Source organism: Nocardia sp. NPDC004568 (assembly GCF_040609955.1).
GTDB lineage: Bacteria > Actinomycetota > Actinomycetes > Mycobacteriales > Mycobacteriaceae > Nocardia.
The window spans coordinates 1-23,861 of record NZ_JBEXLL010000044.1 but is presented as its reverse complement, the minus strand read 5'-3'; the positions used below and the strand labels follow the sequence as shown (position 1 = coordinate 23,861).

The window sequence follows — 23,861 nt, the reverse complement described above, 5'->3', positions numbered from 1 at the left end:
GACCGTGACCGAGACCGCCCCGCAGTTGTATACGCCGCTGCATACGCCGCTGCCCGAATGCCTGCTGATCGCCAACCGCGGTGAGATCGCCTGTCGCATCCTGCGTACCGCGCGGCGGCTGGGCATCGAGACGGTCGCGGTGTTCTCCGACGCCGACGAGGGGGCACGGCATGTGCGGATGGCCGATCGTGCGGTCCGGCTCGGCCCCGCCCCGGCCGCCGAGTCGTATCTGCGCGCGGACGCGGTGATCGAGGCGGCGCTGTCCACCGGCGCCACCGCCGTCCACCCCGGTTACGGGTTCCTCTCCGAAAACGCTGTTTTCGCGGCGGAGGTGGAGGCGGCGGGGATCGCGTTCGTGGGCCCGGCGGCCGAGCATCTGCGGCTCTTCGGCGACAAGCACAGTGCCCGCCGGGCCGCGGCGGCGGCGGGGGTGCCGCTGGTCGCCGGGAGCGGACTGCTCACCGGGCTCGACGAAGCGCTGGCGGAGGCCGAGCGGATCGGCTACCCCGTGATGCTCAAGGCAGCCGGGGGCGGCGGCGGTATCGGAATGGCCGCGTGCGCGGGCCCGGGCGAACTCACCGACGCCTATCAGCGAGTTATCCGCTTGGCGCAGAACAATTTCGGTTCCTCGGCGGTGTACCTGGAACGGTTCGTCGCCCGGGCGCGCCACGTGGAGGTGCAGATCTTCGGCGACGGCCGCGGGCGCGCCGTATCACTGGGTACCCGCGACTGCAGTCTGCAGCGGCGCAACCAGAAGGTCATCGAGGAGGCGCCCGCGCCCGGGCTCCCCTACACCGTGAGCGAACAACTCCTCGGATCGAGCCGGAAACTGCTCGGGGACGTCGGCTATCGCTCCGCCGGGACGGTCGAGTTCATCTACGACGTCGACCGCGGGGAGGCCTCGTTCCTCGAGGTGAACACCCGGCTGCAGGTGGAGCATCCGGTCACCGAGGCGGTCACCGGCGTGGACATCGTCGAATGGATGCTGCGGCTGGCCGGCGGCGACTCCGCGTTCCTCGACGAGATTCCCGACGTCGGCCCGCCGATCACCGGATACGCGGTGGAGGCCCGCGTCTATGCCGAGGACCCCGGTAACGACTACCGGCCCGGCGCGGGCACTCTGACCGGTGTCGAGATCCCCGCCGCGCCGGCCCGGGTGGAGACCTGGGTCGAGACCGGTACCGAGATCAGCCCCTATTACGACCCGCTGATCGCCAAGATCATCACCTCCGGCGAGAGCCGGTCCGAGGCCCTGCACCGCTTGCGGGCCGCGCTCGACGAGACCCGCATGTTCGGTATCACCACCAACCTGCCCCAGCTGCGTGCCGCCGCCACCAGCTCGCCCATGCTCGATGCCCGGCACACCACCGCCACCCTGGGCAGCCTGGCCACCATCCGGCCCCGCCTGGAGATCCTGCGCGCCGGGGTCTCCACCACCATCCAGGACTTTCCCGGCCGCCTGGGACTCTGGAGCGTCGGCATCCCGCCCTCGGGTGCCTTCGACGATCTGTCCTTCCAGCTGGCCAACCACGCCGTCGGGAACTCGCTCGGCGAGAACGGCCTCGAGGCCACGCTGCTGGGTCCGCGGATCCGCTGCACCGACACCACCGTCGTCTGTGTGACCGGCGCCGAAGCCCCCGTCACCGTGGACGATCGGCCGGTTCCGATGTGGGAGCCGGTCACCGTCCCCGCCGGTTCGGTGCTCGATATCGGCGCGCCCCACGACACCGGACTGCGCACCTACCTCGCCGTTCGTGGCGGCATCCTCGCCCCCGATTACCACGGCAGCGCCGCGACCTTCACCCTCGGCGGGTTCGGCGGTATCACCGGCCGCGCCGTCGCCACCGGCGATATCCTCGGTCTCAAACCCGACGCCGGTGGACTGCTGGACCCGACCCCGATCCCGGCCGACGAACGCCCCGAATTCGGCCATACCTGGTACGTAGCGGTCGGCGAGGGCCCCCAGCCCGCCCCGGACTATTTCACGGCCGCCGATATCGCACAGTTCTACGACGCCACCTGGCAGGTGCAGGCCCACGCCAACCGCACCGGCCTGCGACTGGCCGGCCCGAAGCCGACCTGGGCGCGTACCGACGGCGGCGACGCCGGCCTGCACCCTTCCAACCTGCACGACTGCCCGTACAGCGTGGGCGCGCTGAATCTCTCCGGCGACACCCCGATCCTGCTCGGCCCCGACGGCCCCAGCCTGGGCGGTTTCGCGTGCCCACTCACCGTGATCTCCGCGCACCGTTGGAAACTCGGTCAGATGCGTCCCGGCGACCAGGTGCGTTTCGTCCCGGTGGGCGACGACCGCACCGGCGCGTTCCGCTCCTCGTCCGCGCTGCGCGGCCGCGGCCGCCCCACCCCCGAAATCCTCGGATCCCGGGAGCGGGACAACGGCGTCCTGGGCCGCCGCGACGCCGGGCCCGGCACGCCCGAGGTGAAATACCTGCGCGGCGGCGACGACAACGTGCTGATCGAATACGGCCCGATGGAACTCGATCTGGGCCTGCGGATGCGCGTACACGCCCTGAGCGAACGGCTGGAGCAGGCGTCCATCCCCGGCCTGATCGATATCACCCCCGGGGTGCGCTCGCTGCACCTGCACTTCGATCCCGCGGTCATCGATCAGCGCACCGTGGTCCGGCTGCTCGGCGAACTCGAGGACGATATCCCCGATACCGCCGATCTGCGGGTCCCGAGCCGCCATATCGCACTCCCGCTGTCCTTCGACGACCCCACCATCGGGCAGGCCATCGAACGCTACGGTCACGGTGTCCGCGCCGAAGCCCCCTGGCTGCCGTCGAATATCGAGTTCATCCGCCGGATCAACGGTCTGGACAGTATCGACGAGGTCCGCGATATCGTCTTCGCCGCCCAGTACATGGTGCTCGGTCTCGGCGACGTCTACCTCGGCGCGCCGCTGGCCGTCCCGCTCGATCCGCGCCACCGCCTGGTGACCACCAAGTACAACCCCGCCCGTACCTGGACCCCGTCCGACGCGGTGGGTATCGGCGGCAAGTACCTCTGTGTCTACGGGATGGAATCCCCCGGCGGTTACCAGCTCGTCGGCCGCACCGTGCCGATCTGGTCCGGTTACCGCCAGCGCGCGCCCTTCGAGGCCGGGAAGCCGTGGCTGTTCCGGTTCTTCGACCGCATCAGCTGGTACCCGGTCGAGGCCGGCGAACTGCTGGACCTGCGCGCCGAGATGGCGGCGGGCCGCTACGAGATGCGCACGAGCGTCGGTGAATTCGCCATGGCCGATCACCTCGGGTTCCTACGGGACAACGCGGGTGATATCGCCGCCACCGAGGAGCACCGGCAGGCCGCGTTCACCGCCGAACGGCAGCGCTGGGAGGCCAGTGGCGAATTGAGCGCCCAGGCCGATGTCGCCGCCGAACCCGAACCCACCGAGGAACTCGATCTGCCCGCGGGTGCCCATCTCGCCGCGGCGCCCATGATGGCCAACGTCTGGCGGGTGGAGGTCGCCGCGGGCGATTACGTCGAGGCCGGCGCCACCCTGCTCGTGCTGGAGGCCATGAAGATGGAACTGCCGGTGGTCGCCGAGGTCTCGGGCACCGTGCACACGATCACCGTCGCGGCAGGCGACCAAGTCACCACCGGCGCACCCCTGGTCGCCATCGATACCGAAGGAGCGCAATGACCATGGAGCAACTACCGCTGGCCGAACCGGCGACGGATACGCCGATCGGCGTGGCCACCAAGGTCGCCCGCGCCTACCGCACCATCCGCGAGCACGACCGTCCGGAAATCTGGATCACCCTGCGCGCCGAGGTCGAGGTCGCGGCCGAGGCCGCCGCGCTCGACGCCCGCCTCGCGCAGGGTGAGCGGTTGCCGCTGGCCGGGGTGCTCCTGGCGGTCAAGGACAATATCGACGTCGCCGGGATCCCCACCACCTGCGCCTGCCCCGGTTTCGCCACCACGCCGCAGCACACTGCTCCCGCTGTGGCCCGGCTGATCGACCAGGGCGCGCTCGTCCTCGGCAAGACCAATCTCGACCAGTTCGCCACCGGCCTGGTGGGTACCCGCAGCCCCTACGGGGCGGTCCGCAACGCCCTGTTCCCCGACCGTGTCTCCGGCGGCAGCAGCTCGGGGTCGGCCGTCGCCGTCGCGCTCGGCATGGTCGACGCGGCGCTGGGTACCGATACCGCGGGATCCGGCCGGGTACCGGCCGCGCTCAACGGGATCGTGGGCGTCAAACCGACCCTCGGCCTGGTCTCCACCACCGGTGTCGCCCCCGCCTGCCCCGACTACGACGTGGTCACCGTTTTCGCCCGTGAGCTGGCCCTCGCCACCGAGGTGACCGCCGCCATGATCGGCCCGGACCCTGCCGACCCCCGTTCCCGCGCCTGGCCCGCCGACACTCCCCTGGGCGCGCCCGCCCGGGCCACCCTCGCGATCCCCGCCGACCACGATCTGTCCGCCCTGTCCCCCGCCTACCGGGCCGCCTTCGACGCCACGGTCGCGCGCTGGCGGGCCGGTGGCGGCGAGGTCGCCACGGTCGATATCGGCGAACTGCTCGACGCCGCGAAACTTCTCTACGACGGCGCCATCGTGGCCCAGCGCTATGCCGCGATGGGCGAATTCCTCGCCGGGGAACCGGAGGGCGCCGATCCGGTGGTCGCGGGGATCGTCGCGGGCGCGGCGCGACCCGCCGCCCACGAATACGTCACCGATCTGGGTCGTCTCACCGTCGCGGCCGCGGCCGCGCGCCGCTTGTTCGCCGAGTACCCCGCTCTGCTCCTGCCCACCACCACCGAGCATCCGACCATTGCCGCGGTCACCGCCGAACCGGTGGCGATCAACAGCCGGATGGGCACTTTCACCAATTTCTGCAACCTGCTCGACCTGGCCGCGGTCGCGGTGCCGGGCGAGGAGACCGCGACAGGCGACCCGTTCGGCGTCATGCTGGTGACCCCGGCATTCGCCGACCAGGTGGGTATCGAACTGGCCGCGCGGCTGCTGGACACCCCCGCCCCGCTGCTCACCGGCACCGGCACCGATCTGCTGGTCGTCGGCGCCCATCTGCGCGGCCTGCCCCTGCACCACCAGCTGGAACAGGCGCGGGCCCGATTCCTCGGCGAAGTGACCACCGCGGCGGCGTACCGCATGGTCGCACTGCCCGCCGATCCGCCCAAGCCCGGCATGCTCCGGGTCGGCGCGGAATCCGGCCGCGCGCTGCCCGGCGAGCTGTACCGGCTCTCCCCCGCCGCCCTCGGAACCTTCCTGAGCAACCTGCCCGCGCCCATGACACTGGGAAAGGTGGAACTGGAGGATGGGCGCTGGGTCACCGGATTCGCCTGTGACTACGAATCCGCGCGCGAGGCAACGGATATCACCGAATACGGAGGGTGGCGCAACTACCTGAACGCCGATCGTTGACCCCTCCGCCCGAGACCCCGTGCGGCCCGTCCAACCGCACGGCGTCACCCGGCCGTTCCCGATGAGGGTTGCAGGGCAGCCTGCGGAGCAGGAACGGCCGGGTGGCCATCGACCACCCGCGAGACCAGCGAACGCGGGTCGCTTCACTGCCGGACCGGTGACCTGCGGCGTACTCGCTCACCGCACGTAACACGTAGTGCTGGACTATAATTCGCGTTGGTAATGACCTGACGAAGCGGGAGGGATTCGTTGTGCCGGAGCGCGCCGTGCCACCGCCGCCGCCCGGCCCCTCCCTCCCCCGCGACCCTATGCCCGCCCGCGATCTCCCCGGGTGTGTGACGAACCGGCCGGGTACACCGATGTTCGGGCCCTCCGGTGGGCATCCCGAATCCCGTCCGCGGGACATCCGCCGGTGCGGCGGGCCCACCCGCCGCGCGGCGCCGCTCCTGTTCACCCGCCGCCGGGTGTCCAGGAGGCATCCGGCTCGCCATACGCGCGAGGTCGCTCGGATCCGCGGCTCCCGGCCGGGCGGCCCTCGATTATCGACGGCCGGTGGCCCCGTCACCGCGCGGTGCCCCGGCCCGACTCACCGGTGACGAAGACGGCCGGTCACCGTCCCCCGTCCGTCGTCGCCCGGACCGCCCCGTGATCGTTCCGCTTCACCGAACAGCGCACGGAAGACGTGTTCGCGCTTGCGTCCGTCGTCGCGCTGCGGTGCGCAGGAACCCCCCGTACCCGGGGCCTTCGACCGAACCATCGATCCGCTTTGGAGTACGTGACCATGTCGATTCCGTCCACGCGTCCGGCCACCCAGGGGTCGCCCCTCGCCCCCGACGGCGAGCGCGTGCCGCTCTACGCACCCGAGTTCGCCGCCGACCCCGCCGGTGCGTACCGGGAGATGCGGCGCCGGTACGGCGCGCTGGTGCCGGTTGATCTGGCCCCGGGCGTCCCCGCGACACTCGTCGTCGGATATCGCCACGCCCTGCGCATCCTGCACGACCCCGACCATTTCCCGGCCGACCCGCGCCGCTGGCAGGAGACCGTGCCCCCGGATTGCCCACTGCTACCGATGATGGAGTATCGGCCCAATGCCCTGCGTTCGGCCGGCGAGGAGCACGCCCGCCTGCGCGCGCCCATTGTCGCGGGGCTCGAGGCGGTGGATCTGCATCAGCTGCGTGCCACCATCGAACGGCTGGCGATCCCGCTGATCAACGATTTCTGCGCGACCGGCACGGCGGACCTGCGCACGGAATACGCGTTTCCACTGACCTTCGCCACGCTGACCGAATTGATGGGTCTCTCACCGGAAGCCGGGCACACCGCGTTCGAGGGGATGGCGGCGATCCTGGACGCCACCTCCGCGGAGAGCGCCGCCGAGGGAAATATGCGTTTCGCCGGGGCCCTGATGGAGGTGGTCGGACAGAAGCGCACCTGCCCGGCCCGGGATGTGACCTCCTGGATGATGCAGCACCAATCCCGGCTCGACGATATGGAGATGGTGCAGCAGGCGGCCCTGGTGTACGCCGCCGGTACCGAGCCCACCACCTCGCTGATCACCACCACCCTGCGGCTCATACTCATCGACGAGCGGTTCGGCAGTCATATGCTCGGCGGTTCGCTGTCGACCCGCGACGCCATCGACGAGGTGCTCTTCGCCGACCCGCCGCTGCCGAACTTCTGCACCTCCTACCCGCGCCAGCCGATCCTCATCGGCAACACCTGGCTGCCGGCCGATCAGCCGGTGGTGATCAGCATCGCCGCCTGTAACACCGATCCGCGGATCGGTAGCGGCGAACGTATCGGCAACCGCTCCCATCTCGCCTGGGGCCAGGGCAGTCACGCCTGCACGGCCGAGAACATCGCGCGCATCATCGCCGGCGAGGCGGTGGACCAGCTGCTCGACGCCCTGCCGGAGATCGAACTCGCCGTCCCCGCCGAGGACCTGACCTGGCGCCCGGGTCTGTTCCAGCGCGCCCTGAGTTCACTCCCCGTGCAGTTCCCCCCGTCCGCTCCCCTGACCCCGATGACAGGAGCACCTCGATGACCCAGGAGCAGTCGCAGACCGAACCACTGGTACTCGGCCCCGCCGGCGCCGATTTCCACACCGAGATCCATCGGATCCGGGCCCGGGGCCGGATGGCCCGGACCGAACTCCCCGGCGGCGTGCCCGCCTGGTCGGTGGTCGATGCCGAGTTGTTGGAGAAGCTGTTCACCGATCCCCGGGTCTCCAAGGACGCCCACCGGCACTGGCCCGCCATGCACACCGGCGAGATCCCGCAGGACTGGGTGATGTGGCCGTGGGTCGCCGTATCCAATCTGCTCACCGCCTACGGTGACGATCACCGGAGGCTGCGGAAGCTGGTGGCTCCCGCGTTCACCCACCGTCGCACGCAGTCGCTGCGGCCCCGGATCGAGGCCATCACCGCCGAGTTGCTCGACGATATCGGCACCACTCCGGCCGATCGGCCCGTCGACCTGCGCGACCGTTTCGCCTGCGCCCTCCCGATCCGGGTGATCGGCGAACTGATGGGTGTGCCCGCCGAATTGTCCGCCGCCCTGCGCACCTACGCCGGCGGCACCCTCGACACCACCCTGACCCCGGAGCAGGCGCAGGCCAACTTCGCCGGTCTCTACACCACCCTGCACGAACTCCTGGACTACAAGCGCCGCAACCCCGGTGACGACCTCACCACCGTCCTCATGACCACCCACGACGAGGACGGGACGAAACTCAGCGAGCAGGAACTGGGCGACACCCTGCTGCTCATCATCGTCGCCGGCCACGAGACCACCGCCAATCTCCTCGATCACGCCGTCTACGCCCTGCTCACCCATCCCGAGCACCGCGCCGCCGCGTTCGGCGGGCAGCTCGACTGGGCCGACATCATCGAGGAGACTCTGCGCTGGGAACCTCCGATCGCCCATATGCCGATGCGTTTCGCCCGCACCGATATCGAGCTGCCCGACGGCTACCGCATCGCCGAGGGCGATGCCATCCTGGCCGGGCTGGCCGGCGCCGGCCGCGACCCACGGGTCCATGCCGACCGTCCCGACACCTTCGACCCGACCCGGCAGACCAAGGACCACATGGCCTTCGGCCACGGCGTACACCACTGCCTCGGCGCCCCGCTGGCCCGGCTCGAGGCCGCGGTCGCGCTGCCCGCCCTCTTCGCACGCTTCCCGGAGATGCGACTGGCCGCCGACCCCGGCACCCTCGGCAACGTCCCCAGCCTGGTCACCAATGGACACCGCACCCTGCCGGTCGTGATCTGAGCCCGCCCCACAAGACTTAGGATTGACTAACCTAAGAGTGATCGCTAGCGTTTCGCATTACCCGAGTGGGTGCCGCCCTTGCGTCCACCCATCCGGGCTGCGCCGGCGGACGAGGTACGCACCACCGCGGACACCGCCCCGGTCGCATCGGTTCGCCGGTTGGTCTTAGAAGGGGCCGTCATGTCCAAGTTCATCAGAATCGCCGCTGTCTGTATTCTCACCGCACTCATGGGATTCGGCCTCGCTCACCCCGCGTCGGCCGATGTCTCCATCCGGGACTCCAAGGCCGCGGACCTCTACATCCGCGACGAAGTCCCGAGCCTGACACAGCTCGAGAAGCAGTTCGCCGCGTTCTGGAACCCGAATATCGGCATGGACCCCAAGGTCGAGGTGACCTTCAACGGTCCCGCCGCCCGCCCGGCACTCGAGCGGGTCATGGAGACCAGCAAGACCATGGACTTCTTCTCCATCCAGGGCCGCGCTCTCGCCCCGATCAATATCTCCGGCAATACGATGACGGTCAATGTGCACGGTGTGATGGCCGGTTTCCCGGCGACCAGCAGCGTGTACTACTACATCCGGGAAAACGGCCTGTGGAAGTACGATTTCAAGGCCATCTGCGCGGATATCCAGTGCCAGGGCAACCCTGATTTCGGGTACTGAGCCGCGGATACGCCCGCCGGAGCGGCAGGCCCGGCGGATATTCGACTCGGGGCCGCCACCCCGCGCGGGCGTTCACGCATCGCATCTCCGAAACGATCGCTGGGACCCGAGTTCCCGGCGACAACCCGCACCAGTCACCCAGGATTCCCTATGATCAGCGTTCGTGGCGTTTCCAAACGCTTCGGCGAGAAACTCGCCGTCGACGACGTCACCTTCGAGGCCGAGCAGGGCTCGATAACCTATTTGCTCGGACCGAACGGCGCCGGGAAAACCACGGTGATGCGGATGATCGCCGGTCTGACCCGCACCGGTTCCGGTACGATCTCGGTGAACGGCAGCGGACTGCGCGATTTCCGCGACACCCTCAGCGAAATCGGTTTCAGTCTCGGCGCTTTCGCCCGCAATCGCGGCCACACCGCCGAACAACACCTCCGCTGGCAGGCCCGGCTGGGCGGCCTGGCCACCTCGGAAATCGGCCCTGTCCTGGGCCGGGTCGGCCTCGATCGGGTCGCGAAACGCCCCGTCGGCAAATTCTCCTACGGCATGCTGCAACGCCTGGGTATCGCCTCGGCCCTGCTCGGCGACCCGAAAACGCTGGTCCTCGACGAACCGGCCAACGGACTGGATATCGAAGGCATCATCTGGCTGCGCGAACTACTCCTCGGCCTGGCCGCCGAAGGCAAATGCCTGCTCGTGGCCTCCCACAACCTCACCGAAGTAGAGATCACCGGCAGCCGCGTGGTCATCATGGGCAAGGGCAGAGTCCTGTCCGATACGAGTAAGGACGAATTGGTGACGGCAGGCTCCGGACCCCGCCCTCTCGAATCGGCCTACGTCGAGATAACAAAGGACAGCGTCGAATACGCCGCCACCGGAGGGACGCGATAATGCTCGCCACCTACATCCTCCGAGCCGTCCGCAGCGAACTCGCCAAACTCTCCTGGCGCAGCCCGGTCTGGCACGCCGTCGTCCCCCTCGCGGTGGTGATCCCCTTCGGCCTCAACTTCGGTATCGCCACCGCGAGCCGATCCAATATTCTCGACGGTGCCGGCGGTATGGATACGAACAACGCGGCCTACTGGATCCTCGTCTTCTCGTCCTTCATCCTCATGGCCGGCGGGGTGTCCTCGCTGTGCGCGGAATTCAAGGACAACACGGTCGAAACGGTTTTCGGCATCCAGACCCGCCGCTGGATCCTGCCGATCGCGAAACTGATCGTCTTCGGTGTGATCGCCGCCGCCACCGCCGCCGTCGTCACCTTCCTCATCCTGTGGGCCTTCCCGCGGCTGTTCCCCGAGATCTGGGGCAAGGTCGAGGTGTTCTCGGGCGACGGTGTGAAACTGCTGATCGGGGTTCCGCTCTACACACTCCTGATCACCGCACTCGGCTTGGGAATCGCCGCCCTCGTCCCGAAACCGGGCCTGGTGGTCATGATCGTGCTGCTGTGGAAATTCGGGATCGAGGTCTTCGTGACCTTCGTACCCGGGGACTTCGGGGTGACCCTGCAACAGCTGTCGCCGTTCAAGAACGGGGAGTTGGGGGTGGGGCAGTTGACGACCATCGAGAGTCTGTTCGGCGGGGAGAGCGGATCGCTGCTCTACTTCGCGGTGGTCTGTGTGGCGATCTTCGCGATCGGCACGATTCGGCTCGCCCGCACCGACACCACGGGTCACTAGCGCCGCAGGAAGTCCGCGTACGGCACCGAGGTGGTGTCGGTCGGCACCCGCATTCGCCCGGCGCCGCTTCGTCCACCCACTGCTTTCGCGCGGTGTGGACCCTGAGTCCGCGAGTCGAGAGGACACCACGGCGTAGTTGGTCACCACGGGCGTCGAACCTTCGACCCCGGAGGTAGCGCGTACGCGACCATGAAACGGTCCTGTTCACCACCGACTTCCCGCGGCGGCCCCTCTGTAATAGGGGCATGACTACAGCGTTGACCGACCGGGAGCCGCTCGAGCGCGGCTCCCGGACACGGCGCAAGGGCATTCTCTGGTTCCTCGTGCTCGCGTTCGCGGGCGCGTGGATTCCGTGGGGGATCGCCGGGGCGGCCGGGTACACCCTCGACAATCCGGTCATCCAATTACTGACCGGCGCTTTCGTCCCGGCGCTCGCCGCGATCTGCACCCGGCGGTGGATCACCCGCGAGGGTTTCGCCGATGCCGGTCTGCGGCTACGGCTCACCCGGCAGTGGCGCTCGTACCTGATCGCCGCGCTGCTCCCGCTCGGTGTTCTCGCTGTCGCGCTCGGGCTCGCGGCGGCACTGGGAATGTGGCGTCCCGAGGCGGGAGACTTCGATTCCGGCCATGTACTGTTTCTGGCGCTCGCGCCGATCATCCCGATCGTGGCCGCGCCGATCTTCTTCGGTGAGGAATTCGGCTGGACCACCTACCTGCGCGATCGTCTCGTGCCCGGTCGTCCCGTACTCACCACCTTCGCGACCGGCGTGATCTGGGGTGTGTGGCATTGGCCCCTGCCCTGGGTGGGGTATCTGGGCGCGGGCGGGTCCGCCGCCGACGCGTTCATCGCCATGCTGCTGTGGTTGCCGCTGTCGATCGAACTCGAATTCGTGATCGGCTGGCTGTGGGTGCGCAGCGGGTCGGTGTGGCCACCGGCCCTACTACACGGCGGAAGCAACCTCGTGCTGGCGCTGGGACTGGAACTGTTCGCCGGTACCGCCGACCCCTCCGGCGCCGCCACTACGCTGCTGATGTGCGCAGCATATTCGCCCGTGGTCGCGTGGATCGTCATAGCGACGAAGCGCGGCGGCCCACAGAGCGCGCAACCGGCGACGACGGCGGGAGTCCGGCAGTGACCGCGATGGGGTCCGCACTTCGGTCAGGCCCACGCTTATTCGTCTCCCGATGGCCGTGGTGCGCGCTGCTCTCCGTGCTCTGCGGGGGCCTCCTCGCGGCAGCCACGGCAGCCGGTTTCGTGCCGGTAGTACTGCTCGGGCTCACCCGCGATCTGCGGGCCGCCCTGTGGGAGCCGATGCTGCGGCTGCAGTGCGCTCGGCTCCGACTCGTCGACCCCGGCACCGCGGACCACACCGCGGCCCGGGTGCGGGTCGCGGCAGCCGAGCGCCGGTTGCCCACCGCCCGGCACGCCACCTACCTCGTCGCCACCACCGTGTTCGGCGGCGCGGTGTGCTGCCTGACGGTGCTCGGCTCCACCATCGTCGCGGTCCTGCTCGCCGCGCCGCTCCTCGTCCGGGGTGATTACTTCGTCCTCGGCCCCTGGGTGGTCGACGAGCCCGCGGAAGCATGGATCTGCACAGGCGTGGGTTTCGTCGCCGCACTCCTCCTGCTGATACTCCTCAGCGCCTGGTCGGCGCTCGAAGCGCTGGTGGCCCGGGCGCTGCTGGCCCCCGATACCGACCGTTGGCGGCGCGAAGCGGTCCGCATCGAGAACTCCCGCTCCGCGCTGCTGGAAGCAGAAGGGTTCGAGCGCGACCTCCTCGAATCCGAACTACACGACCGTGTCCAGCATCGACTCGTCGCCCTGTCGATGACCCTCGGCCTGGCCGAATCCCAGGACGCGAACGGACTCGCCGGCCGCGTCGCCGCCGAAGCCCACCGACAGGTCGACGAAACCCTGAGCGAACTGCGAGCCGTCCTGCGCGGGTTCTCGCCCCGGGTCCTCACCGAACGCGGCCTGGGGCCGGCTCTGATCGATCTCGCGGCGGACCTACCACTCGATATCCGCATCGACCTCGACGACGCATCCGCCCCAAGTAAACGGCTGCCACCTGCGGTCGAACACATGTCCTACGTCTTCGCTGCCGAATCCCTCACCAATGTCGCCAGACACACCGACGCCACCCGAGTCGACCTCCACGGCACCCACACCGGTACACAGTGGATTGTGAGCATCACCGACGACGGACCGGGCGGCGCCCACATCGTGGGCGGCCACGGCCTCGACCGCCTACAACGCCGCCTCGCGGCCCTGGACGGACAACTGACGGTGTCCAGCCCACCCGGCGGACCGACCACCATCCGGATGGAGTGCACAGTGTGACGGCCCCACCCTCTCGACTACGGATCGTGCTGGCCGAGGACAGCCCGCTGCTACGCGCCGGGCTGGAAAGTGTGCTCACCTCGGCGGGGCACGAGGTGAGCGCGGCGGTCGGCGACGCACCGGGTCTCCTCGATGCCTATGCGGCCTACACGCCTGACCTGGTGATCACCGATGTCCGGATGCCGCCGACCGGCACCGATGACGGTCTCCGCGCCGCCGCTGAACTACGCCGTCGCGATCCACGCCTACCGATAGTGGTTCTGTCACAGTACGTTTCAGTCGCGTACCTCGACGACATACTCGGCGATGATTCGACCGCCGGTGTGGGGTACCTCCTGAAAGAGCGTGTCGGACACGTTCGGCAGTTCCTCGACACCATCTCCCGGGTCGCCGCAGGCGAAACGATCGTCGACCCCGAGGTCGTTCGAGCCCTCGTCAAGTCGAGCCGGCACCGCACTCCCCTGGCCGACCTCACCGCTCGTGAACGGGAAGTGCTCGCACTGGTGGCGGAAGGTAAGACGAATTCCGGCATAGCGGAGGTGCTGACGGTTTCGGAAGCCGCCGTGCGTAAACACATCGGCGCCATATTCGCGAAACTCCCCCTCCTCGACGGTGATCGACGAGTCCAGGCGACGCTGATCTATCTACGTTCACTCGGCCGGCCCCCGGTCCCCTGACCATGAGAATGTCCACCGTCAACAGTGGCTTACAGGCTACTGATGGTCACCGTGCGTGGCGCCGCACCGATACGGCGCGACCGGCATACTCGCCTTGGGGTACGTTCTCGATCTCGGCGTCGACCACATCGCCCTGCTGCAGAGTCAGCACATCGGACTGCGCGACGCTGGACATGTGAAACCACGCCAGTGAACCATCGCCCGGAACAGCACCCCGGTCCCGTTGTGGATGTTCCAGCGGTACACGGCGGCCTGTTCGATGGACAGGCCCTTCCTTTCCCCGGCTCCCTCGTCTCATGACCGTTGCCCCCTGAGCGGAGCGCAGTCTCTACTGTTCCGGATCGGGGTAACCCACCTTGTGAAGATGCGCACACTACCGGCACAACCTCAAGACCGTCCCCTCCCCAGAGAGTGCTGCTGCACGAACTCAGCTGGAGATGCGGTGGCGGACGATAGCAATCCGCGGAGCGGAACGAAACGGACTGCGGAGCAATCCGATGCAAGCCATGATGGCTATCAGTCGACGCATACTGGAGAAAGCGTTCAGTCATCCGAGGAGAGGATAGGCAGACAGGACTGGGCACGACGAATTCTCGGGCCGGACGTCCCCACCGAGAGCTCGAAGAAGCAGTCCACCATGATCTACAGGCTGCCGAGACAGACTGGCCACGAAGGGCAGGTTCCGATGACCAAACTGACAGTTGTCGATGTATGTGCGGGAGCAGGCGGATTGGCACTGGGCCTGGAACAGGCCGGCTTTGAACCCGCGCTGCTCATGGACAGCTGGCCTGCGGCCTGTGATTCACTTCGCTTGAACCGTCCGAAGTGGCAGATTTCGCAGACTGACCTGCGGGAATTTACGCTCTCAACGCACCCGCAGGCGCAGGACATCGATCTGCTATCAGCAGGATTGCCTCGCGTCAAATCGAGCGCGGCAGTATCCCGGACCGAATGGGAGGCAGAATTGCTCCTGCTGAAAGCGACGCTATACCTGATGCATGACCTGCAGCCGCGGGCCTTGCTTATCGAGAACGTACCGGGTCTGGTTAACGCGCCCGGCTACGAACCCATTCGCAACTTCATCCGTGACGAACTCGAACATCTCGGCTACGGGTTCGGCTGGTACATCCTGAATGCAGCCGACTTCGGGGTACCCCAAGATCGCAAACAAGGAGTGCTGGTAGCGCTGGAAGAGCCGTACTTCCGCAGGTTTCGCCAGCCGGAGCCGACAGTGCGCGAACATCAGTCTGTCGGCACAGCCCTGGGCCCATCGATGGCAGCACGGGGTTGGGCCGGAGCCGATCACTGGGTTGGCCAAGCAAAGAGAATTGCCCCAACTCTCGTCGGTGGTTCCGATAGGAGAGGGGGAGCAGATCTCGGACCATCTGGATCGAGGAGAGCATGGGCCCGGATGGGAGTCGATGGGAGCACCATCGCTGATGATGTTCCCGGCGAGAACTTCGTCTGGGCCCCAGAGTTGGGACGGAAGGGCATGGTCAGGATCACAACGGGCCAGGCCGCAATCCTGCAGGGGTTCCCGCCGGATTGGAAATTCGCAGGCAAGAAGACTGCCCGCTATCGACAGATCGGGCAGGCGTCCCCACCTCCAGTGGGCAAAGCACTTGGGTTGGCTATCCGTTCCGCACTGGGGGATTCTGAGTCACCTGTCGCCGGCTACACTTCAACCCCATGAGCAGTCCCGGCCCGCAGTCCCATCATCGCAGCGATGCCCGAATCCTGGACCTCTTCGCGGGTCCTGGTGGACTCGATGTGGCGGCGCATTTCTTGGGCTACAAGAGCATCGGGATCGAGCTGGACCAGAATGCCTGTGAAACGCGCTACGCGGCAGGACTGCCGACTATTCATGGCGATGTGCGGGTAATTCGTGAAACCCGATTCGATGAAATCCCCAGTTCGGTCGATGTACTAACCGGCGGGCCACCCTGCCAATCCTTCTCTGTCGCAGGAAAGGGTGCGGGGCGCCGCGCGCTGTCAACCGTGACCCAATTCATCCACCGGCTCGTCAACGGCGAGGATGAGGCTGCGATCGACGAAGAGTTGCACGATCTCGACGATCCCCGCACTGCTTTGGTTTTGGAACCTCTGCGTTGGCTTCTGAAAGCTATCGAAACCAAGGGCCGCAATCCATACGAGGTGATCGTTCTCGAACAGGTACCCGCGGTTATGCCCCTCTGGGAGGTCTATGCCCAACTACTGGGCAGTGGTGAAGGGCGGCTGGCGGGCGTCAAGTATGAAACCAGATGCTTCATGTTGAAGACAGAGCAGTTCGGTGTACCGCAGACCCGTACGCGAGCTGTTCTCGTTGCCCGCCTACCTACGCGCGGCGGGATCGAACGGATCGAGACGACTCATTTGCCGTTCGATGTGCGTCGAGATCGACGCGATGCGGCACAAAGCGACACGCTGCTCAGCGATTCCGCGATTCCAGCGGTCGGACGGCGCTGGGTCTCCATGGCAGACGCCCTCGAAGAAGCGAGCAAACCGAGCGGATCGTCGGTGGATGTAACACGGTTACGCACCGGGGCCGAATTGAAATTTTTCGTCGTCTCGAACTACGGTTCCGGCGGTGATCCGAAGAATAGAGGAATGCGGCTGTCCACCGAACCCGCTTTCACAGTAACGGGAAAGATCTCGCGGAACCGGGTGTACACCAGCCCGGCGGAGTTCGACGCCGGTCGCCCCGACCGATTCACCATCCCTGAAGCCGGCGTGTTGCAGACCTTTCCTCATAATTTCCCCTGGTCCGGCAAAGACCAGGCGCAGCAGATAGGTAATGCCGTCCCCCCGCGGCTGGGCATGCACATACTCAGCATGGCATTACGCGGCAACGCTCCCTCCTCCGAGGAGCTATCGGCCGCTACTACATGGCCGACAACCGCCAGGGACGCCACTGAGGAACTACGGCGCCTCGGATGTGGAGATCATAGCCAATGTCCACCGTTTTCCCATCAGGTCACTCGCTCCCCTCGAGCTTCCTGCCTCTGACCTGCACGTACTCGAACAACTCGGCGAAATGGCCTGCCAGCCACTCGACCGCTTCGTCCGGAGCCCTCTCTTCCTCAGGCCCCTCGGGCAGATGGCTCCTGGACGAAGGAGGTGCCGAATCGGCAGCGGCGATCCAATTACGTAGCGCCTGACCGTCACGACTCACATCCGGCGCCAGCACGTCGTACATCAGCGTGGCCGCTGCAGCGTTGACGGCAGTAGTCAACGCATTGACTTCGCGCCCGGTACGCATCGTGCCCCGTTCCATCAGCCTGATCAACGCCAGAGCGGTCGGACGATGGTCGATGACATCGAGCCGTAGAGCGGAGTTGAGCATGTCCTGGTTGCTGCAAGCTACGACTACGGGTTGATAGTCGGGACCGTCTCGGAAGAGTTCAGCAGCCCACCAAAGCCGCGCGAACGCCTGTTTATAGGGCGCACCGACAAACTTGTCACGTGCTACGCGGCTACGCCCGTCCGGTTTTGGTTCTGGCAGATGGCGCCATACGACGTAATCCGGTGCTACTCCGAGAGACAGATACGTCCAGAACCTCTTGTCAGCCGCTTCCCGACGCGTCAAACGGAGGGTCTCGTGGAGACGAGGCGCCAGCCACGCATCGGCCGCAGTCGGACGGTCGCCACGAAACCTGGTCATCGCGTCATCGATCAGGTCCCGCACGCGATGCAATTCCAGGCGCTGGCCATCACCCGGCAGTGGCTCGGCAACCTTATTGAGGGCGATAGAAGCAACATCTTCGCGCCCCTCGAGCAGTCCATTCGAGAGGTACTCAGCAGCCTGCGTATCGGAAAGCAGAGCCAACCGCTCCGGCAGGTGCTCGGGACGGGTTGTCACACAATCTCCTCATCGGATCGTTCGATGGCACGGATAGTGGTGGCCAGGGTTTTCGGGACATCAGCACGGCGCGCGGCCGCGTACTGGATCCGTGGTTGCAGGTCCGCCCAACTACCCTGGCCTTCGCGACGAAGATGTACCTCGCGTAGAGCGTCTTGTTCGGACCGGCCCGGCACAACATAGGGAAGCATCTCGCGTAAGACTGCTCCGCGCCAGTCAGCTGGAAACAGCGGGGTCCCATCTTCCTCGATTTCGAGGTCGCCGACCGCGGTATGAAACACAGCGGTCCAAACTTCGGCGCACATCTGAGCCATCAGCATCTCGCCCATCACGCGCTCTGCCTTCGAACCCTGACCATCAACCAGCGCCTCGAGGCCATCGAAGTCCGAGTTCAGGCGAAGTGTAGGCATTCGGCCCGAGGTGTCCACCACCCAGGGGGCATCGCGAAGACTCGTCAACCACTCGGTGCTGCGTGCGAAACTTACCTTGCTGACGTCCAGTTGTCGTTCTCTGAGGGGCGCGTCGGCAGTCATGTCGACGATCCAATCTCGCTCAGTGGAGGCGATGATCCGACCTGGCGTTCCGCCTACGGTGGCCAGCACATATACAGACAGCGAAGCCCGGTCCAGATGATGGTCCCGATCGAGTTCGATCTCCCCGACCCAGCCTTCCGCACCGGCCACGCCAGGCGTCAATAAGGCAACCGTGCGCGCGTTTGTTGCCCCCTCCGCCAGGACCGCGACAACGACGATGTCCGACCAGTGGCCCTTACGTTCCAGCTCCCTATCGGGTACGTCGACCTTCAGAAATAGCCTTGCCGTCTGCCAATCATCACGTTCAGCCCTGCCGAGCGCAACCACCTGCTCGACCACCGAGTAGGCCTTAGTATCCAGCTGTTCACGGCAGTCGCCGGGGCCGCGCAGCCGAATGGCCGTGACTCGGGCCGTCACCACACCGACCGGTCGCGGGTATGGGTAAGCCCTCATCGCACACCGCCTCTGGTGTCGTGGAGTTCCACCACAAGCCCGGTCAATACAGCCCGCACCGGATGTTCGGATACATCGGTAACGCCCCGGAAAGCAGCGCGGCGGACTCCGGGCTCGAATTCCAGTACACCGTCGTTCAGTACGCAGTCATGAACAGCAACCAGCTCAGCCCATCTCACAACCGGGCGGGTACCGGAGCGAACCTCGAGTTTGGCGACCGGACGCATACGCCACGACTCTCCTCCCGGCGGCACCTTGATTTGTGCGGTGATCTGCCATGCTCCGGAAGCATCGATAACGGCATCCAGTTCGTCGAGCTCCGGAGGAGACGCTACCCCCTTGCCTTTGGCCGGGGGCTTTCCCGAAATCCTGAGCCGTTTACGCACGTTCGCCACGCCGCCTGGATTCTTCTCCTTCGGAACCGCGACCACTTCGCGCACCGCACGGTTGGTTGCCGTGGTCAATGCGGCAATTCGTCGGTACGCCGAGGGCGAGTAGCGCATGCGCAACTCTTCGGTTTGACCCCACTTGTTGTGCTCTGGCGGCTCGGCGGCTCGGAGGAACCACTCGGCTTCGGCAGCGAACGGCGCATTCTCCCCCGCCGCCCGGCCGGCGAGCAATACCGCCTGAAATGGGTTCGTTCCCAGTGGAAGGTCAGGAACCCTGCTGGTCTTGACTGTCATGCGATTACCGCGCATCGCAGTGACCTGGTTGATCCTGCCATCGGCGTCAGTGGCCTCGGTAACGAGGAGCACCGCCTGATGCTCGCCGACGACGCCGGAGCGGCCATCTCGTTCGGGGACCGTCAACGGCACCGCGATCTGCGCAACTTGACCGGCCTCGACGAGACGATCCACAGTAGTGCCGTTGAGGAATGCCTGGAGGGCTCGGGCACGCGCGGGTTGGTGGAGATGCGGTTCGACCTTTTGCTCCTCGATCCACACCGAACCGTTGCGCAGCGTCCGCACGGATGCTTCCAATAAAGCCGATCGATCCCCTCCGTCGGTCATCGCGGCCCAGAAGTTACGACCGAGTGCGCGAACCAATCTCTGGTGCATGCGCTCCAGGCTGTCCTCATCATCCTCGGAATCACCATCCGGATACTGCCCGACATCTGCAAGGCTCGCTACGTCATGCGCTCCAACGATCAAGAAGGAGGTGCCTGGTTCATCATCTTCACGGGTAAGGTGCAATTTCGCTACTGTCTCTTCGTTGGCCCACCAGGAACGGGCAACCTCGGTGCTGCCTACGCCAGTATCGAGTTGTCCCAGCCAGGCCGGTCCGGCAAATCTACTACCGCCCACTTCTCGCCACGGAAGATCGAGACGTCCGATAACACGCCGCCGTGTACGTCCCTCATGCGGTTCGGAAAGAGTGGAATTTATGAGGACGAGTCCCAGCTGGCTAGTAGCCCAGAGAGTCGCCTTTCCGAGACCGTACGATCCCCCGGCAACCGCATCTGATTTGCGGCTTTCGAGTTGGCGGCGCACCACAGCAGCGAATCGGCCGTCCTCGTAGTCGTCACCGGTCAGACCGGTGGCGTTGTAATCGTCGACACGAAGCAGGACCAGCCGGTCATGCTCGAATAGTTCGTTCAGGCCGGCCCTGATGACGCGCCCGACCTTCTGATCCTGTGCCGCAGCGGCCTCGTAGTGCGGATGCAAATCGTTCCAGTGGATCGCGTCACGGAACTGTACAAGCATGTCGCCTGTTAATTCGTGCAGAGTGTAGCGAACCCGCACGGGCCGATCATTCGACTGGATGCGCTCATCCAAACTGTTCTGCGTCGCTTCTCTGGCAAGTACCTCCAGGTCGGCTTCGAAAGCAAAAGCCGCCGCGTTGCCGAACTCCCGGCCACCGTCGAGATGTCCAGGACGGTGGTACCAGCCTATTTCGGTTTCGGCCGACCATTGGGGAGCTTCAGCGATTTCCTCACGAATATCATGCTCGGATCGCAGGATCTTGCGTACTTCGGCCAGAATTTCCGGTCGCGGCTCCGAACGCCCCGCCAACCAGGCAGCTACGAGAGCAGGCGTCACCCCCAGACGCGCGGCCAATTCGTTCTCATTCATCTCAGTTCGTCGTATATGGTCGGCCAATCGCCGACCCAGCTCGGTAACCGTCGGATTCACCGTTGGTTCTCTCCCACCAACACCACTCCTTCTCGCCGACTCACCATGGAGTTCACGCAAAATTCCGCCTCGCCTTGATTTACCATTTCCGGCAGAGCTCCTTGTACCACCTGCCGGTTTTTCAGATTCGCGAGCCTTTTTTCGAGCACGCTTGTATCGACGGCGCCGAGCGACATCGTCATCCGGGAGCACTCCTACCTGAATATTCAACTCCATCAGGGCGTTATTTTGGATTTGCCGAATCCGTTCGCGTGTTACATCGAAGAACTCGCCGATGTCATCGAGCGTCCACTCTCGGCCGTCACCCAATCCGAACCGAAGTAAAAGAACCTCCCTGGCCCTCTCGTCCAGGAAGCAGGAGTCGAACAACTGTAATATTTCCTGCCGATCGAATAAAGGCTGTAGTTCTTCCTCGGGACCAGGGTAACCGCGGAAAACACCGGATACAAACTCCCCGAGGGTGGTGTCTTCGCCCACGATTTTGTCCAGCGAGGCCACCGCCCTCATCTCCCGCAAGCGCATCCAGTACCGCACCTTTTCCGGTTGCACATCACAAGCCAGCGCAAGGTCGTCCACATTGGGGTTCCGCCCATGAGCGATGAGGTCCCGCCGCTCCCGCCGCAACTTCTCCATGCCGTCCCAGACATGCACAGGAATCCGGATCAGAGACCCTTCATCCGCAATTGCCCTGTCTATTTTCTGCCGAATCCAGAACATCGCGTAGGTAGAGAATTTGAAACCCCGGGAAATATCAAATTTCTCGGCTGCACGCATCAGTCCGAACATTCCGTGTTGCGCCAGGTCATCATACGTATCACTTGCAGGCACACGGCCCATATTTCTCAATACCTTGTGGACGAGCTTTTGGTTATGGACAACAAGTGCCGTAAATGCGCGATGTTCCTCGTCCTCTACAGAGAAGCCAGCGATATAACCGCTATGTAGTGGTTCCGAAGGTTCCTCGTCTCCGCGGAACAATAGGCAGAGCCCTACTTCTTCCTCGGCACTGAGAATATATTTCTCCGGATGGCTGCGGCGGCGATCCGCCTCGAGTAGAGCCTCGGCGGCGTGACTAGCGGCGCTCAGATCCCGCACAGGCGAAGTCCGTGGTAGGACTTCGAAGTCTGGATCCGACTCCTCCTCCGCCGCTTCCCCATCGCCGGTGGCCATCACATGCTCATGGCCTTCGAACTCACCAGGCGAGTCGACCGCTCCGTTCGGCGCTCCTCCTGATCCAACTTCGGAAGGCCCACGGCACGTTGCCGTCCGGGTCACTGCCGCGGACAGGGTCCGAGCCTGTTCCGAGTCGAGGTGCGCGGCTCGCACCACGCGGTTCAGGGCGGTCTCGAGCGCAACCCCCTCATGCACAAAGCGGTGGATGAGGGTGGCCAACAGTCTCTGACCAGAATCGGTCATACACCCTCCGGATCCACTGCCCGGATCGATGGTCATCAACCCCACACCCCTCCATCACCGCCCTGAGGTAGCCGATCGGTCGCCGGACAACCAACAACCCAGATCTCCGCATTGGAATCCTCGCACCGATCGGATTCGACTCGGTACCTTGATGATACGTTCACGTGACCATCGGGAGGGTTTGATGCGGGTCATTCCGAGTGAGATCACCAGCAGATCGGTGAGCGCCGCTGAACGCAGTGTGTTCAAGGCGCTGAAAGACATCGCCGACGAGAAGAGCGTTGCGCTGCACTCCGTCCATCTCCCCCGGCACCAGAAGAAGCGTGTCGGCGAGATCGACTTCGTCGTCATCATGCCCGACCTACTTCTCTTCATCGAGGTGAAGGGTGGTCGAGTCCGCACCGAGGACGGGAATTGGTACTACGGCCCGCGCGGTCGGGAGGAAGCTCGGGAGAGCCCATTCGCACAGGCCAATGGGGGGATGCACGAGATCGAGCGTCTGCTCGGTGCCCGGATCGGAGATCTTCGAAACCAGGGTGTGGCCAGCGGATACCTCGTGATCACGCCGGATGTCGATCTCGATCGCACCACCGAGTTCGAGCCTCAGCAATACCTCGGAACCACCGCCTACAACGGCGGACGTGGACTGGCCTTGGGTATCGACCGGGCGATCCGCTTCTGGCTGCCGCGGAACCGCTGGGCGCATACTCCGATTTCCGACACGCTTCGCCGGAAGATACTCGATGCGATTCGGCCGGAGTTCGACCTGGTCCCGAACCTCCAGTCCCGCTTGATGCATCTCGATGCTGCCTTCGAGCGCCTCACCGCCGAACAGCTGGACAGGCTCGACGAGCTGGAGTCCATGCCACGGCTGGTCTGGACCGGCGGAGCCGGAACCGGCAAGACGTTCCTCGCCGCCGAGGCCGCGCGCCGGAAGTCCGCGACCGGCACCGTCCTTTTCACCTGCGCAAGTAGGACACTGGCAACCCACCTGAGCCTGGACCTGGCCGACCAGAAGGTCACCGTCCTTCCCTTTCATCGGCTCGACGAAGTCCGCGATCGCCACTTCGATCACCTAATCGTGGACGAAGCCCAGGATCTGATGACCTTCGCCGAACTCGACGAACTCGACAATCTGCTCTCCGATGGCCTCACCGCAGGCCGCTGGCTCTTCATGCTCGACCAGAACAACCAGGTACTCAAAACGGACTCTTTCGATCCCGAAGCCAGGGACTATCTGTTCTCATTGGGTTCCGTATACGGGCCTATGAAGCGAAATTGCCGCAACACCGAGCAGATCGTCAGCCAAGTTCGCACTTAGAGATCAGTTCAGAATGAGTTTTGGTGACAGCTTGCGCTGCCCCGCAGCGTGTTTGACAATCCCAGCGTGGGTGACGAGGTAGTGACCGATGCGTTGTGGGCAAGGCTGGAGTCG

The 23,861-nt window shown here is 65.6% G+C and carries 17 protein-coding genes; 13 read left to right on the top strand and 4 right to left on the bottom strand.

What is annotated here, in order from left to right; genetic code table 11:
- Positions 1 to 4: 4 nt before the first annotated feature.
- From uca to ABZV91_RS19815, 10 genes are all read left to right on the top strand, one after another.
- Entirely contained in the window at positions 5 to 3,664 is a 3,660-nt protein-coding gene (gene uca, locus ABZV91_RS19860; protein ID WP_355243580.1) for an urea carboxylase, read from the top strand.
- Between the two features lie 2 nt (positions 3,665 to 3,666).
- On the top strand, positions 3,667 to 5,403 hold the full coding sequence (atzF, locus tag ABZV91_RS19855) for an allophanate hydrolase (RefSeq protein WP_355243674.1): 1,737 nt from the start codon (positions 3,667 to 3,669) through the stop codon (positions 5,401 to 5,403).
- Between the two features lie 781 nt (positions 5,404 to 6,184).
- Positions 6,185 to 7,447, top strand: a complete 1,263-nt coding sequence (locus ABZV91_RS19850; protein WP_355243577.1) for a cytochrome P450 — start codon at positions 6,185 to 6,187, stop codon at positions 7,445 to 7,447.
- On the top strand, positions 7,444 to 8,676 hold the full coding sequence (locus ABZV91_RS19845) for a cytochrome P450 (RefSeq protein ID WP_355243574.1): 1,233 nt from the start codon (positions 7,444 to 7,446) through the stop codon (positions 8,674 to 8,676). The genes ABZV91_RS19850 and ABZV91_RS19845 overlap by 4 nt, the downstream gene beginning before the upstream one ends.
- Before the next feature lie 180 nt (positions 8,677 to 8,856).
- A complete protein-coding gene (locus ABZV91_RS19840) occupies positions 8,857 to 9,339 on the top strand; it encodes a hypothetical protein (protein WP_355243571.1) in 483 nt (160 codons plus the stop codon).
- Between the two features lie 150 nt (positions 9,340 to 9,489).
- A complete protein-coding gene (locus tag ABZV91_RS19835; protein ID WP_355243568.1) occupies positions 9,490 to 10,227 on the top strand; it encodes an ATP-binding cassette domain-containing protein in 738 nt (245 codons plus the stop codon).
- A complete protein-coding gene (locus ABZV91_RS19830) occupies positions 10,227 to 11,015 on the top strand; it encodes an ABC transporter permease (RefSeq protein WP_355243564.1) in 789 nt (262 codons plus the stop codon). The genes ABZV91_RS19835 and ABZV91_RS19830 overlap by 1 nt, the downstream gene beginning before the upstream one ends.
- 245 nt (positions 11,016 to 11,260) lie before the next feature.
- Positions 11,261 to 12,151, top strand: coding sequence for a CPBP family intramembrane glutamic endopeptidase (locus ABZV91_RS19825; RefSeq protein WP_355243561.1), 891 nt, complete (start codon positions 11,261 to 11,263; stop codon positions 12,149 to 12,151).
- Between the two features lie 119 nt (positions 12,152 to 12,270).
- Complete coding sequence (locus ABZV91_RS19820) at positions 12,271 to 13,356, top strand: histidine kinase (RefSeq protein WP_355243558.1); 1,086 nt, start codon at positions 12,271 to 12,273, stop codon at positions 13,354 to 13,356.
- On the top strand, positions 13,353 to 14,033 hold the full coding sequence (locus ABZV91_RS19815; RefSeq protein ID WP_355243555.1) for a response regulator transcription factor: 681 nt from the start codon (positions 13,353 to 13,355) through the stop codon (positions 14,031 to 14,033). Before ABZV91_RS19820 ends, ABZV91_RS19815 begins: the two co-directional genes overlap by 4 nt.
- 46 nt (positions 14,034 to 14,079) lie before the next feature.
- On the opposite strand, the gene ABZV91_RS19810 is transcribed toward ABZV91_RS19815, so the two are convergent.
- Positions 14,080 to 14,208, bottom strand: coding sequence for a hypothetical protein (locus tag ABZV91_RS19810; protein WP_355243552.1), 129 nt, complete (start codon positions 14,206 to 14,208; stop codon positions 14,080 to 14,082).
- A gap of 510 nt (positions 14,209 to 14,718) precedes the next feature.
- Between ABZV91_RS19810 and ABZV91_RS19805 the strand changes: the two genes are divergently transcribed.
- Together ABZV91_RS19805 and ABZV91_RS19800 are read left to right on the top strand one after the other, a co-directional pair.
- Positions 14,719 to 15,726 carry a DNA cytosine methyltransferase gene (locus tag ABZV91_RS19805; RefSeq protein WP_355243549.1) on the top strand — a complete coding sequence of 336 codons (1,008 nt, stop codon included), beginning with the start codon at positions 14,719 to 14,721 and terminating at the stop codon, positions 15,724 to 15,726.
- Complete coding sequence (locus tag ABZV91_RS19800; protein ID WP_355243546.1) at positions 15,723 to 17,039, top strand: DNA cytosine methyltransferase; 1,317 nt, start codon at positions 15,723 to 15,725, stop codon at positions 17,037 to 17,039. Before ABZV91_RS19805 ends, ABZV91_RS19800 begins: the two co-directional genes overlap by 4 nt.
- On the opposite strand, the gene ABZV91_RS19795 is transcribed toward ABZV91_RS19800, so the two are convergent.
- The 3 genes from ABZV91_RS19795 to ABZV91_RS19785 form a co-directional block, all read right to left on the bottom strand.
- The gene (locus ABZV91_RS19795; RefSeq protein ID WP_355243543.1) at positions 17,008 to 17,892 is read right to left on the bottom strand and encodes a DUF6339 family protein; all 885 of its coding nucleotides are present in this window, start codon (positions 17,890 to 17,892) and stop codon (positions 17,008 to 17,010) included. The genes ABZV91_RS19800 and ABZV91_RS19795 overlap by 32 nt on opposite strands.
- On the bottom strand, positions 17,889 to 18,764 hold the full coding sequence (locus ABZV91_RS19790) for a hypothetical protein (RefSeq protein WP_355243540.1): 876 nt from the start codon (positions 18,762 to 18,764) through the stop codon (positions 17,889 to 17,891). Before ABZV91_RS19790 ends, ABZV91_RS19795 begins: the two co-directional genes overlap by 4 nt.
- Positions 18,765 to 18,874: 110 nt before the next feature.
- Positions 18,875 to 22,180, bottom strand: a complete 3,306-nt coding sequence (locus tag ABZV91_RS19785; protein WP_355243537.1) for a sigma-70 family RNA polymerase sigma factor — start codon at positions 22,178 to 22,180, stop codon at positions 18,875 to 18,877.
- 430 nt (positions 22,181 to 22,610) lie between these two features.
- Here ABZV91_RS19785 and ABZV91_RS19780 point away from each other — a divergent pair, with 430 nt between their 5' ends.
- The gene (locus tag ABZV91_RS19780; RefSeq protein WP_355243534.1) at positions 22,611 to 23,747 is read left to right on the top strand and encodes an NERD domain-containing protein; all 1,137 of its coding nucleotides are present in this window, start codon (positions 22,611 to 22,613) and stop codon (positions 23,745 to 23,747) included.
- The last annotated feature ends 114 nt before the right edge of the window (positions 23,748 to 23,861 follow it).